Below are 13,552 nucleotides of genomic sequence, written 5' to 3'. Positions count from 1 at the left end.
CTAGCCCTTTGGGACCGAGTTGGAAGGACTCACTGGGTGATTGCGGCCCCGTCCAGGACCCACGTAACCGCAAGAACAGAATCACAAACAGCGAAACGCCCCACACGATGGCGGGGCGTTTAACACGAGGTTCGGAACTCTGTTAGATACGTTAAGCCGCGGCTCGCGCCGCCGTCTTGGCTTCAATCGCGTCCGCGTTCAGGTTCATTACGGCGACCGCGTCAAACACGTTGACACGGAACAAGAATGACTTCTTCATCGTCTCGATCATCTCGGCGAAAAAGGAGTCCGCTTTTTTGAGGGTCTTGGCATCCTCGAAACCAGCGGATACCACGAGTTCACCCGCCTTCCCGATGATGACTTTGAGATCGATGATCTGCAACTCATCAAGTTGGGTCGCGAGTCCCTCGACCATGAACGGGGCCGCCATCTGTGCACCTTGAAGGTCGGGAAAACGCAGAATGAGTGATTTGTTCAGCATTTCGGTCTCACGGGTTAAATGTTAATTGACGCGTCCCTTTTAAGAACGACCGCCTACACACAAATTTAAAGCCGAACCCCGAATTTTAGAATGATCTCGTTAGGGGAGGGGGCATACCCGTAAGTATGGAAATGTATAATTCGCCTAAACGCACGTTTCGCAACAGACACGGGCACCTTGAAATTAAAGGGTTTTCTGTCGCACCTATCACAGCCTATAGGTGCCGACTTGTAATCAGGCACAACATTTGGAACGAAAAAAATGCAGAAAAAGTTTCAGAAGCGATGAAATTTTATGAGTCGCGGACCTTTTGACGGTCCGCGACAGCTTCAAATCAGGCCCATTCCCCCTTGCGGAAGACGGGGACTCGGGTGCCATCATGCAAGATTCCATCGATGTCGATCTCAGCACCGCCGATCATCCAGTCCACGTGGATGATGCTGCTGTTGCCACCGCGGGCTGCAATTTCCTCGGGGCTTAGGTCGCCGCCATTGAGGAAGCATTTTGAATAGCACTGGCCCAAGGCGATGTGGCAGGCCGCGTTTTCATCATACAACGTATTATAGAAGAGGACGCCGGACTGCGAAATCGGCGATGAATGCGGCACCAGCGCCACCTCGCCCAAGCGCCGCGCGCCCTCGTCGCTGTCCAAGAGCTTTTGCAGCACCGCTTCGCCTTTCGATGCTTTTGCCTCGACAATCTTACCAGCTTCAAAGCGAACCTCGATGTCATCGATCAGGCTACCTTGATGCGAAAGGGGCTTAGTCGACCGAACTACGCCGTCCACGCGCGCCGAATGAGGGGTGGTAAAAACTTCTTCGGTGGGAATATTCGGATTGCAGGTGATCCCGTTCGTCGCGGTCGAGGCGCCACCATGCCATTCATGATCTTCGGCCAACCCGACCGTCAGATCCGTTCCCGGACCAGAGAAGTGCAGGGCATAGAAGCGCTGTTCATTCAGCCACGCAGTGCGCTTGCGCAAGTTAGCATTGTGATCGGTCCAATTCGCAACCGGGTCCGCATCCAGCACGCGCGAAGAAGAGAAGAGCGCGTTCGCCAGTTTTTCGACCGCCTCGGCCTCTGGCAGGTCAGGAAACACTCGCGAGGCCCATGCCACGGTGGGGTAGCTGACAATCGTCCAGTTGATGTCAAAATTCGCGATTTTCTCAAGCGCAGGCTTGTAGGCAATCGAATTTGCCTTGCCAGCGCGCGAGACCTTTTCGGGGTCTTGCTCGGCGAGCAACATCGGATCTTCGCCAACGATTGCCAATCGCGCAGCGTTGCCTTTGAACGCTTCGGCCATGCCAGCGTAAAGCCAGTCCGCCGCCTTATCGAACGACGCGTCCTGTGCATTTTCGAACCGCGCCAGCGTAATGCCAGCGTCCGATAGAATCGGTGTCACAACGCCTGCACCGGCGCGGTAAGCGGCAGCGGTGATCCGGCGAACCAATGGCAGAGCCTCAACCGGTGCGGTGATAACCAGATCCTGCCCCTCTTGCAGGTTCAGCCCAACCTTCACTGCCACATCAGCCAGTTTATCGAGCGCTTTGGGGGAAATGGGATCGGTCGTCATAGTGCCTCCGTGATGTATTGCGAGGCTCAAGGTGTGATCGCGCCGCACGAAGGTCAAGGTATCGGCCAGTACTGAAATCGGGGCCAAGATTGGTATTTATGATCCTGAATCTTGAGCAAGCCTTTAACGTGATCGCAAGAACCTGCGCAGATCGGCTCAAATTCCCCAAAAATTCGGACGAAACGCGCAGGACCTGCCACCATTTCAAGAGAACTTCCCGACGCAGAGTCGATAGTTTCCAACAAATCCATTGATGGCAAACATAACAAAATCTGGAGGAACCGATGACAGAGAAAATCGTCGTCGCGTACGATGGAAGCGAAAACGCCCACAATGCGGTGAACTTCGCGCTGGACGTCGCCAAAGCCAAAGGCGCCACATTGATCGTGGCCCACGTGCTGGAGTGGTCGCCCTATTCGTTCCTGACAAAGACAGAAATCGAAGAACGGCACATGCGCCGCAAAGAAGAACTGGAACGGGCAGACAAGGCGATTGTCAGCCCTTTGCTCAAAGAGCTGCAAACCAGCGGCGTTGAGGTCGAGGTTCTGGTCAAATACGGCCACACTGCAGAAACCTTGCTGGCCATCGTCAAAGAAAGCGGTGCCAAACAGCTTGTGATTGGCCGCACCGGCCAGTCTTCTATTTCGACACGTCTCTTCGGCTCGGTTGCGGGTACTCTGGCGCAAGCCGCGCCGGTTGCCGTGACGATCGTCCCCTAAACAATAAGCCCAACAGGGATTTGCCATGAAAACGCACTTCAAAGCGCCCCTGCTCGGGGCGGCGGCGGCCTCATTGCTGACAGCCCCCGTGCAAGCGAGCACAGTCGACGAAACCGTGAATGCGATCTTTGCCAACTCGACCGGCTGGTTTGTGAGCTTCATCTTCAGCCCGTTCCCCGGCACAAGTTTTCCGTGGATCGTGGCTTGGCTGGTCGTTGCGGCGACCATCTTTACTTTCTACTTCGGGCTGATTCAGGCTCGTGGGTTCAAACATGCGATCCAGCTGGTCAAGGGCGACTATTCTGATCCCGATGACGCTGGCGAAGTCAGCCACTTCCAAGCACTGGCAACCGCGCTATCCGGCACCGTTGGTCTGGGGAATATTGCGGGGGTGGCTGTTGCGGTCGGCATTGGCGGCCCCGGCGCTACGTTCTGGATGATCCTGGCCGGTCTGATGGGCATGGCTTCGAAATTCACAGAATGCACGCTGGGTGTGAAGTACCGGAATGAATTTCCGAACGGCACCGTATCTGGCGGCCCAATGTACTACATTACCAAAGGCTTCGAAGAGCGCGGGCTGAAGGGCGGCAAGCCGTTGGCCATCTTGTTTGCGATCTTCTGTATCTTTGGCGCGTTCGGCGGTGGCAACATGTTCCAAGCAAACCAAGCCCACGCGCAGCTGACCAACGTTCTCGGGGATTACCCCGGCTACATCACGGGCATCATTTTCGCGGCGATCGTGTTCGCGGTGATCGCGGGCGGCCTGAAGTCTATTGCCAAAGTGACAGAAAAAGTCGTCCCGTTCATGGGCGTTCTATATGTCATCACAGCGCTCATCATCCTGCTGATCAACTTTGATCAGATCGGGTGGGCTTTTGGCCAGATTTTCGAAGGGGCCTTTACCGGCCTAGGTGTCGCCGGCGGCCTTGCTGGCGCGCTGATCCAAGGCTTCAAACGCGCGGCTTTCTCGAACGAAGCGGGGGTCGGCTCTGCGGCAATCGCACACTCTGCTGTGAAAACCAAAGAACCGGTGACGGAGGGATACGTTTCGTTGCTCGAACCCTTCATCGACACTGTTGTGATCTGCACAATGACCGCGCTTGTGATCATCATCACGGGCCAGTTGATGGTCGATCCCGAAACCGGACTGTATATGGTTGGCGAAAATGGCGCGATCCAAACCGCCAGCGGAAACACGGGCGTGGCCCTAACATCTGCTGCCTTCTCCGCGACCTTTGGCTGGTTCCGCTACGTGCTGGCTTTGGCGGTCATCCTCTTTGCCTTCTCGACCATGCTCAGCTGGAGCTATTACGGGCTGAAGGCTTGGACCTTCCTGTTTGGCGAAGGCAAGGCAAAGGAACTGACGTTCAAGGTGATCTTCTGCCTGTTTGTCATTGTCGGCGCGGCCGCGAGCCTAGGTCCGGTCATCGACTTCTCCGATGCGTCGATCTTTGCCATGGCTGTGGTGAACATCATCGGTCTGTACTTCTTGATGCCGATCGTAAAACGCGAGCTCGACAGCTACGTCAGCCGCTTGAAATCTGGCGAAATCAAGAAATTTAAATAAGCCAGTAGATCAAGGTATAGAACTATGCAGGCCCTGCAACACGCGGGGCCTGTTGCAATTCGGGGGCGACCAATCACTTTCCCAACATGGTCCACTGTTTTCTCGTGCAAAACGCGAGCGTGTGCCTTACCTGTTCTCCAAAGACTTTGAAGACACGCTCGGCATGTGGTGTCACATGAACCAGCGCAGACAGGCAACCAAGGAGAATTTTCGTGGCTGACGGTACTTTTGCTGTTCTCACCCTAGCGCTGGGACTGCTGGATATGGGCTCGAATTACTGCCCGACAGGCAGCTGTCTTGGCCCGAACGAAGTCGACAGCCGAATGTCTTTTTCTTTGGGCGAGACCTATTTTCAAGATGACCCATTTGGTACTGAATTCTACGTGCGCCGTGACACCTCGCTGGCCTATGGCCCGTTTCAAGTAATCTATGGCCTGTCTTTGACAGACGATAACGATGGCTGGATCGGCGTTGGTCAGTCTTGGGACACAACCTTTGGCGCGGGCTATCTGGAATTCCACGCGATGCCGGGTCTCTACGTCCAAGGCAACGGCGTGGACCTCGGCGGCCCCATCGAGTTCCGTTCGGGTGTTGAGCTTGGCTATGAAGCCCGCAATGGAATGCGAATTGGTTTGGGTTACGACCACCGATCAAACGCGGGAATCTATGACAGCAACATGGGCTTGGAAACGGTCCACCTACGCGTGTCGATTCCAACCAATTGAACTGCCGGGACACCGGTATTCACTGTGGCTGACTTCCCCCTGAGGTGAATTGATTGACACCATCGGCGGATTATGTGTTTTCGCCGATCAGACGCTATTGAGATCCGAGCCTTTGACACGCACCGTTTCCGACCCTATCGGCGAAGCTTTGACGCCCGTTTTGAACAGACGGCTCGTGGCTGTCGTGGTAACGTATAATCGCTTGGAAAAGTTGAAGGTGACGCTCGAACGCCTGCTTGAAAGCAGCACTGACGAGTTGTCAGCGGTGGTCGTGGTGAACAATGCCTCGACAGATGGCACCAAAGATTGGATCGATGATTATGAGAGCGAGTTGGTCTCGGACGGGGATACACGACTCGACATCATCCACAGCGCCGAGAATACGGGTGGGGCAGGGGGCTTTGCCACCGGCATGCGCCGCGCGATGGGCGCACACACCCCTGACTGGCTGGTTGTAATGGACGACGATGGACGCCCTGCCCAAGGCGCTCTGACACGGTTTCATGCCATCCCCGAAGACAAATGGGACGCCATCGCGGCCGCGGTTTATTTTCCGACCGGCGAAATTTGTGAGATGAACCGGCCCTCTCGTAATCCATTCTGGCACCGCAAAGAATTCGTTCGCACGCTATTTGGAGGGGGGCGTTCAGGCTTTCACGTACAGCCTTCGGATTATGATGGTCCGAGCATGCAGATCGACGTCACATCTTTTGTGGGCTTTTTCATTTCCGCTCGCGCCATACGCAAGATTGGTTACCCCGACCCAGATCTCTTTATTTACGGAGACGACGGGATTTACACGCTCGAGCTTACAAAGTCGGGACATAAGATTGGTTTCGAACCCACCGTTCTTTTCGAACATGACATGGGGACGTTTACAGCCGGCGATGACGAAAACGCCCAACGGGGCAGGTTCGTTCCTTTGTGGAAGGTCTACTACTACCACAGAAACTTGCTTATCCTCTACAAGATGGCGGCAGGACTAATGTTCTGGCCCACGATGCTCGTGATTTTACCCAAATGGCTCCTGAAAACGCGCAGCCACGAGGGTGAGCGCCTCGCTTTCCTCAAACTGCTGTCCTTGGCCACGCTTGATGGGATTTTCGGGCGCAGGAAACGCGTCCATAAGCAAGTCTTACGGATCGCAAAATCCTGACTATCACCGATTCAGGATGTCCTGATGGTACCGTCCCATCAAAATCAATCCGAGCGTCAGAAGCGCAAGAGACACACCTAGGATATACGAAACGCTCGCATAGGACGCGTCGTAGGTGGAGTAGAAAGCAGCCCGCATCATGCCAACAATCTGCATCAGCGGGTTGAACCACAAAAACTGTTGCGCCCCTTCAGGAAGGTCGCGATAGAGAAATAATACGCCAGAAGCAATGAAAAGTGGACGCGTGATAATTGACCAGGCAAGTTCCCACAGTGGGAACAAACCAAGCAATACGCAATTTACAGTCCCTACAGCGAACCCAAAGAAAACTGACAGAGCGACAGCCATCACAGCCAAAGGCAGGTCGACAGTAGATCGCGCATCAACAATAAAGTACACACTGCCGATAAGCAGAACTATAATCAGCACATTGGTAAGACTGTTCAACAATAGCCGCGCAAAAATTGCATCCAACCAAGTCACGGCTGGGAATTTTAAAAGCGATTTTGAATAGTTAATCGCCCGAGCCGTCGTGTTCGAAATGTTATTATACATATTGAACGGCAAAAAGCCAGTTGTGTAAAACAGCAAGAAGCTCGTTCCAAGTGGGGGGGTCCGGATTATGAGCGAAAAGCCTAACGACAAAAACAAAATTGCTGCGATCGGCTCCAGCAGGCTCCAGATGTAGCCGCCCGGCGTTCTTCCATATCGGGTCGACATCTCTCGCAGGACAAGCGCAGAGATAGTCCGCATAGAGGCAAAAGAGCGCTTCGTGCTCTGTGCCCGGCGCTTTGCGACAAGTCCTGCTGCGTTTTGGTCAACCAATGTGAGCATCCTTCGCCTAATGCGGAAATGACTGGCGAGCGGTTCGCAAGTCCTTCACTCGGACCGCAACGCCCTGCAGTGTTCACTCAATTACAAATCGTAGTTCGTCGCACAAGGGGCAAAACCTGTACAAAGAAGTGTTCAAGACAAAACGCGAACGCGTTGCATTTCAAGAGCCATAGGTCTAACTGTCGAAGAGAGCAGACAGGCCATATGGCTGCAACATGATTGCCCCTGAGGACAACAAAAGCCTATGACGGAAACCAAGACCCCTTCACTTTCCGTGGAAAACGAGACATCGGCGCAACCTCGGAACCAAGGCCGAAAGCAGGCAAAGAACACCGCCTCAGGACAACGGGGGAATACCAATCGTTCTGGCAAGAACAAGGGGAACGGCGGCAACAACAAGAAACTCAAGGGTAAGCTTCGAGCGAAGATCACAGCGCTCGAACAAGAACTTGATGACGCACGCGCAAGCGCGGCGGAATTTCCTCTGGCGCGCCCTGCACGAATGAAGCGCCGCCATTGGGGGGTCATTCTTAGCTTCTTCCTGTTCGTCCTCGCGCCGGTTGTCGCTGTCAATTTCTATCTATGGACGGTTGCCGAGGATCAGTACGTATCTACCACCGGCTTTACGGTCCGGAGCCAAGAAAACTCCGGTGCCAGTGATTTGCTCGGAGGATTGGCGAGCTTCGCGTCCGCCAGTACGGCGTCTGATAGCGACATTCTCTTTGAATTCATCCAGAGCCAAGAGATGGTGCGCGTCGTAGATCAGCAACTCGATTTACGAGAGCATTATAGCCAGCACTGGCCCACTGACTGGGCTTTTGCGATTTGGCCTGATGCATCGATAGAGCAACTGGTTTGGTACTGGAGCCGCGTGGTCAAAATTTCTTACGACAGTGGCTCTGGTCTTATCGAAGTTCAAGCCAGCGCGTACGACGCGGAATACTCGCAGGCAATAACTCAGGCCATTCTTGGCGCAAGCCAGACGCGCATCAATACGCTGAATGAGCAGGCACGATCTGATGCGATGGGCTATGCGGAGGCTGATTTGGCCGAAGCTTTGGAACGTCTTAAGGACGCACGTGAAGCCCTAACTCAGTTCCGGACACGCACCCAGATCGTCGATCCCACAGCGGATATTCAGGGGCGCATGGGCGTGATGAATAACCTCCAACAGCAGTTGGCGCAGGCTCTGATTGACTACGATGTCTTGCTCGGTTCGGTCGGCGCAAACGATCCGCGTGTTCAAAAGTCCGAACAGCGCATTGCCGTGATCAAAGAGCGGATCCAGTCGGAGCGGGCAAACCTAACCTCCTCAGGCGAAGATGTCGCATCCTCGCAAGACTATCCTGCGCTCTTGTCGGAATACGAACGGCTTAACGTCGACCTGCAGTTTGCCGAAGAGACGTATCGTGCCGCTCTCACCGCTCTTGATGCGGCGCGCGACAATGCCTCGCGCCAAAGCCGATATCTTGCCACCTACATCAGCCCAAGCTTGGCACAAGAAGCAGAGGCCCCCCAGAGAGTGATGATTGGTGGACTCGCTTCCTTGTTCCTCCTGTTCATTTGGTCGATTGGTGTCCTCATTTACTATTCGATCAGAGACCGAAGCTAAGCAGGTGTATAGAGCATGATACGGCTCGAAAATCTAACCAAGAGCTTCAGACTAAAGGGCGAAAAGAAGGTTGTGATCAACAATCTCAACCTCACCATTCCCTCGGACCGCTCATTGGCACTTCTGGGTCGGAACGGTGCCGGTAAATCCACCCTGCTCGAGATTATTGCTGGGATTTTACGACCCGACAGTGGCCGCATTGTCAGTGACGGGTCCATTTCGTGGCCCGTTGGACTAGGTGGATCCTTCCACCGAGACCTGACCGGCGCTGAGAACGTCCGCTTTGTGGCTCGTATCTATGGCGTGGATACAGATGATCTTGTCGCATTTGTTGAGGATTTCGCTGAGCTCGGAAAATCCTACCACATGCCAATGCGCAGTTATTCAAGCGGAATGCGTTCGCGACTGACTTTCGGCTGCTCGATGGGCATCAAGTTCGACACCTACCTCGTCGATGAGGTCACCGCTGTCGGCGACCGCGCGTTTAAGAAAAAAAGCAGACGTATTTTTGCGGAACGTATGCAAACATCAAGCGCCATTATGGTGAATCACAACATGAAAGACGTCAGAAATTTCTGTAACGCTGGCGTCGTGCTGGAGAGTGGTCGTGCAAGGTACTTTGACGATCTGGACGAGGCGATTGCTGTTCACGAAGCGATGCTTGATTGAAAACGTATCAAAAAAGCCAAACTCCGCCCACAAAGCCCGCTACGCGTAAATTCACGGTACTCATCGCCAAAATCAACGAGTATACCGCCCTTAAACATCTCTCGGTGCAGCACTGCTGCGCAGAAAACAACATCCGTTTCAGGAGCTTCGGCAATGAGCCACGACACCCAGTCTGCATCCTATACAACATTGCAGTCATTGATGTGGCCCGAGCCTGGCATTTCAACTGAACGAGATCTGTACGTCCGTATCAACGGTGCGTCTGCAATATCGGTCAGCAAACGCGAGGTCCAATTTGTTCCCTCTGGCATCGCCGATTTCGGGACTTGGTTCAATCTTTTCAACACCGAGAAGTGGAAGCGGGAGTGCGGCTTAACCGATCTCTCACTTGCTCTGACCGGTGAAGGGACATTTGAACTTTCTATCATGCTTGCAGCTAGGGAACGGTCTTGGGAAAACGTTCTGACAGAAATTATCATTCTGGATCCGAGCGTAGACGATGGTCTTCTGCGGATCAATCTTCAGCATATCTTGTCTGAACCCCATGTCGATGGCTTAGCGTTTTTCTCGCTCAAAGCGATGTGCCCAGGCAAACTGACAGATGCGCGGTGGGAAACCCGAGACTCGCCAAAGCGGGCGCCAAAATTAAATTTGGCCGTCACTACCTTTAAACGCGAAGAAGCCGTCATTCGCACCATGAAGCGCTTTGCGACCTTTATGGAGACGTCACCGCTCGCTGCGAATATGCACCTCACTGTGACCGATAACGGCAGAACTGTTGCCGATCACTTGGATGGTTCGGATTTGCCAGATTGTGTCTCGCTTGTCCCTAATGAAAATCTTGGCGGCGCGGGCGGATTTACGCGCGGACTTCTGGAAACACGTGATCGCGGTGACACACACTGCCTTTTCATGGATGATGACGCTGCGATTCACATGGAGAGCCTAGAACGAACATGGCTGTTCCTCGCATACGCGACTGATCCCAGAACTGCTGTTGCGGGTGCTATGATGACCGAGACGCATAGATGGGCAATCTGGGAGAACGGCGCTCAATTTAATGGCCGCTGTCTACCACTTCACATGGGAACCGACCTTCGAAGCACCTTCGAAATGGTCGATATGGAACTCGAAGCAAGCCTTCCTGTGAAATGGAATTTCTATGCTGGCTGGTGGTTTTTCGCCTTCCCGGTCGACACTGTGGACCATTATGCCTTTCCATTCTTTGTCCGGGGCGACGATGTAAGCTTCTCACTCGCGAACGATTTTAACACGGTTACGCTCAATGGCGTCGTCTCGATACAAGAAAGCTTCACAGAGAAAGAAAGTCCCCTCACTTGGTATCTGGATCTGCGGAGCCATATGGTTCACCATCTTACGCTTCCCAAGATGGAGATTGGGAAGTGGCGTGTGTTAAAAACCGCAGCTTGGTTCCTTCTGCGCAACCTTCCGAGAATGCATTACGAGACAATCGAAGCAATCAACTTGGCTTTGGAAGACGTCACGCGCGGACCAGAATTCTTTGATACGAATGCGGACCTTGCGAAGCGCCGCGCTGACATCAAAGCGTTGACAGTAAATGAAGCGTGGAAGCCGCTGGCAAGCGGCACGCCTTTGCCTCCGCACCGCGAGACATATACGCCTTTTTGGCACAGGACGATGATGAAGTTCACCTTGAACGGTCTATTAGTCCCAGGATTCAAAAAGTTAGGTTCCAAAATCCTTCTCCACGCTTCACAGCGTGGGCATATGGGAGTTTTTTGGGGAGCCTCGGAGATAACAAATTTGAATACTGATCGCGACAAATTCTATACAGTAAAACACAGCAAAATCAAAGGCTGGAAGGGAATATCGCGTTTTATTAAGGCGAGCATAGCGTTTTTGAGTGAATACGAGTCCCTTAAGAGCCGCTATCGTAAGGCCTATAATGAGTACACCGGTGAGACATATTGGCGTAAAAAGCTAAACATGTCGCAAAAGATGCCAATGCAGCGGGAAGCAGCAGAGTGACACTGAAGACCAAGCTGAATCGGATTCATTCCATTTTCAAAAACGATCTTGAGCATCGAAAAGATTCGACCGCCTGTATCGCTTCGAGCCCTAAAATACGCGACAAGAATGCTCCGCTGAATTTGATACTCTTCATCGGACATCATAAGGTAGGGTCAACGTCACTTCAGGATTTTCTCGCCCGAAACTACATCCCGCTTGCGCGCGAAGGAATCTTGTATCCTTTTATCGACTTTGAAGGACTCTCTTACGCGGCTTCTTTGGCGAGTGGTCATTCACAAATAGATGGCGCACTCCCTATCAATATACGTGAACCACACAATGCCTTAGCTTTCAGAATGATGGCCGAGGCGACGAAACGCGAAGTTCCAAGCTACCACGAAAATCTACCTGCGCGCAGACAAATGTTTGTCGCGATTAAAAATCAGATCCGCTTTAATAATCCACATACTGTTATCCTAGCGGCAGAAGTATTTGCAAACTTCAACGCAGTCGAACCTCGTTTGATACGGAACTTACTCTCTCACTTTCCAGATGCTAATATAACACTTGTTTCGACACTCAGAAGAATTGATGAGTATATTGCAAGTTGGCACGGTCAGCGTTTGAAATTTGGTCATTCGCTCCCGCGTCTGGCCAATAATGGTATGGGGGCATATGAAACCAGCATTCACTTTGACTACAAGTTGATGCTTGAGGGGTGGGTGAATGCTTTACCCAACGCGAAAATCATTCTGCGAAATTATACCCAAGTCCAGCAGAACGGAGGGTCGGTGGCAGACTTCTTCGATCAAACTGGCCTACAACTACCCAAGGAAAGCGAACCAGAAAGGCGTGTTAATGACTCCCTTCATCGGGCGACCTACGAGATCGCACGCCGTGGGAACCATGACTTGGCACCAGGTAAAGCTAAACTCCTTCGCAAAGCTCTGAGAAAGGCTGCCAGTGAATGTGATCTTCCTCCGAGCAATCAAATTGAGCTATTTGGCCCAAAGAACCGTGAAAAACTCGTTCGTGATTTCCAGCCAATCGATAGCTACATAGCCAAGATCAGTGGAGATGCTTCTTTTTTCCCCGATCTAGAAAAGGCAAACACCTCGTTGCCCTATTGCGAAATCGAGTGTGCAAAGAAGGTTCTTGAATATTTACACTGCAATCAAGAAATTTTACTAGATCAAGAACTACAGCAGTATATTTACGAGTTAAAAACCAGCTTCAATAATTACAGCTAATAGCCATGAATCTTAGTGTTGGCAAATGACTAGGATCAGGACTCGTTCTTGTTGAAAGCCAGAACAAAACGGTTGCGGCGACAATTATTGCTTAGGAGAACTTTTTTGCGCTTCGGTGGTATCGGATGGCGACGTGCGGCTTTGTTGCACAAATCGCGTAAGGGATTCATCTCGCGAACCCAGCGTGGTAGCCGGGATGCGTGAGCACACCTACACCCCCAACCTACAGGACCAAGAACTGGCCAGCCTATAACGAAGCGCTCAAGCGCCGAGGTTCGCTGACGATCTGGTTTGTCCCGGAGATGAGCTGGGATGGAGTGCCGACGAGCAGACGTGGCCGCCATCAGAGCTACAGCGACGCCGCGATACAGACTTGCCTCTCGATGAAGGGTAACGGCTCCATTGGGACCGCCCGCCTGAATTGGAGCTAATTTCTTAGGCTATGTCATTATTGGCGTCGTTATTGACGTCATGTGGATCAGACTTCGTGCGCGCTCGGGGCTATCCAGTTCCATGGGAGTAATTCGTCCAACCGGTTGATCTTGTGATCATGGATCCGGCTCAGGATGTCCGTGAGGTAGGCTTGTGGGTCGAAACCGTTCAGCTTTGCCGTTTGTCAATGGCAGGTCAAAAATCCCCAGAATGTGGAGTGCGCCCCTGGAACTGGACCATAGTATCTCTGAATTTCCCCAGTCGGGCCTTCAAGGAGAAAGGTCACATGACCAAGAGAAGACACCGTCGTCATAGCATTCCGGTCAAGCGCATGATCGTCGAAGCGTACTTCAACGGCACTGCCCTCAACGCCTTGAGTGTTGAATATGATCTATGCCGCCATTTGATCCGCACTTGGATTGAGAAATACGAGAACGGCGAATTTGACACAGAAACTCAGCAGTCAGAGCAGATCCCAGAATATGAGGCTAGGATTGCTGCTCTCGAACGCTTGGTTGGGCGCCAAGCCCTCGAGATCGAAT

Annotated in this window: 12 protein-coding genes and 2 pseudogenes; 10 read left to right on the top strand and 4 right to left on the bottom strand. The window is 52.7% G+C overall.

Annotated elements, in window-relative coordinates:
- Window positions 1-151 precede the first annotated feature (151 nt).
- Both N4A58_RS12320 and N4A58_RS12315 read right to left on the bottom strand, forming a co-directional pair.
- Window positions 152-481, bottom strand: coding sequence for a hypothetical protein (locus N4A58_RS12320; protein ID WP_072702548.1), 330 nt, complete (start codon window positions 479-481; stop codon window positions 152-154).
- A gap of 334 nt (window positions 482-815) precedes the next feature.
- Window positions 816-2,054, bottom strand: coding sequence for an aminopeptidase (locus N4A58_RS12315; protein WP_293710003.1), 1,239 nt, complete (start codon window positions 2,052-2,054; stop codon window positions 816-818).
- 284 nt (window positions 2,055-2,338) lie between these two features.
- Here N4A58_RS12315 and N4A58_RS12310 point away from each other — a divergent pair, with 284 nt between their 5' ends.
- From N4A58_RS12310 to N4A58_RS12295, 4 genes are all read left to right on the top strand, one after another.
- Window positions 2,339-2,773, top strand: coding sequence for a universal stress protein (locus tag N4A58_RS12310; protein WP_092464479.1), 435 nt, complete (start codon window positions 2,339-2,341; stop codon window positions 2,771-2,773).
- 25 nt (window positions 2,774-2,798) lie between these two features.
- Complete coding sequence (locus N4A58_RS12305; RefSeq protein ID WP_293710000.1) at window positions 2,799-4,340, top strand: sodium:alanine symporter family protein; 1,542 nt, start codon at window positions 2,799-2,801, stop codon at window positions 4,338-4,340.
- A 212-nt stretch (window positions 4,341-4,552) separates the two neighbouring features.
- Window positions 4,553-5,065: an acyloxyacyl hydrolase gene (locus tag N4A58_RS12300; protein ID WP_293709998.1), complete on the top strand. Its 513-nt coding sequence runs from the start codon at window positions 4,553-4,555 to the stop codon at window positions 5,063-5,065.
- A gap of 49 nt (window positions 5,066-5,114) precedes the next feature.
- A complete protein-coding gene (locus tag N4A58_RS12295; RefSeq protein ID WP_293709996.1) occupies window positions 5,115-6,221 on the top strand; it encodes a glycosyltransferase in 1,107 nt (368 codons plus the stop codon).
- A 3-nt stretch (window positions 6,222-6,224) separates the two neighbouring features.
- Here N4A58_RS12295 and N4A58_RS12290 read toward each other — a convergent pair whose 3' ends face one another.
- On the bottom strand, window positions 6,225-7,046 hold the full coding sequence (locus N4A58_RS12290; RefSeq protein ID WP_293709994.1) for an ABC transporter permease: 822 nt from the start codon (window positions 7,044-7,046) through the stop codon (window positions 6,225-6,227).
- A 253-nt stretch (window positions 7,047-7,299) separates the two neighbouring features.
- Here N4A58_RS12290 and N4A58_RS12285 point away from each other — a divergent pair, with 253 nt between their 5' ends.
- The 5 genes and pseudogenes from N4A58_RS12285 to N4A58_RS12265 form a co-directional block, all read left to right on the top strand.
- Entirely contained in the window at window positions 7,300-8,667 is a 1,368-nt protein-coding gene (locus N4A58_RS12285) for a sugar transporter (protein WP_293709993.1), read from the top strand.
- A gap of 15 nt (window positions 8,668-8,682) precedes the next feature.
- Window positions 8,683-9,336 carry an ABC transporter ATP-binding protein gene (locus tag N4A58_RS12280; RefSeq protein ID WP_293709991.1) on the top strand — a complete coding sequence of 218 codons (654 nt, stop codon included), beginning with the start codon at window positions 8,683-8,685 and terminating at the stop codon, window positions 9,334-9,336.
- A 153-nt stretch (window positions 9,337-9,489) separates the two neighbouring features.
- On the top strand, window positions 9,490-11,346 hold the full coding sequence (locus N4A58_RS12275) for a glycosyltransferase (protein WP_293709990.1): 1,857 nt from the start codon (window positions 9,490-9,492) through the stop codon (window positions 11,344-11,346).
- Window positions 11,343-12,578 carry a hypothetical protein gene (locus N4A58_RS12270; protein WP_293709988.1) on the top strand — a complete coding sequence of 412 codons (1,236 nt, stop codon included), beginning with the start codon at window positions 11,343-11,345 and terminating at the stop codon, window positions 12,576-12,578. The genes N4A58_RS12275 and N4A58_RS12270 overlap by 4 nt, the downstream gene beginning before the upstream one ends.
- A 200-nt stretch (window positions 12,579-12,778) precedes the next feature.
- Window positions 12,779-12,967: pseudogene (locus N4A58_RS12265) on the top strand (transposase); the annotation flags it as partial.
- An 89-nt stretch (window positions 12,968-13,056) separates the two neighbouring features.
- On the opposite strand, the pseudogene N4A58_RS12260 reads toward N4A58_RS12265, so the two are convergent.
- Window positions 13,057-13,194: pseudogene (locus N4A58_RS12260) on the bottom strand (transposase domain-containing protein); the annotation flags it as partial.
- A gap of 102 nt (window positions 13,195-13,296) precedes the next feature.
- Here N4A58_RS12260 and N4A58_RS12255 point away from each other — a divergent pair.
- The coding region (locus N4A58_RS12255; RefSeq protein WP_293709987.1) for a helix-turn-helix domain-containing protein at window positions 13,297-13,552 on the top strand (256 nt) is incomplete at its 3' end.

The organism is Donghicola sp. (genome assembly GCF_025210255.1).
Lineage (GTDB): Bacteria > Pseudomonadota > Alphaproteobacteria > Rhodobacterales > Rhodobacteraceae > Donghicola > Donghicola eburneus.
This window is presented reverse-complemented; position numbering and strand designations above follow the sequence as displayed.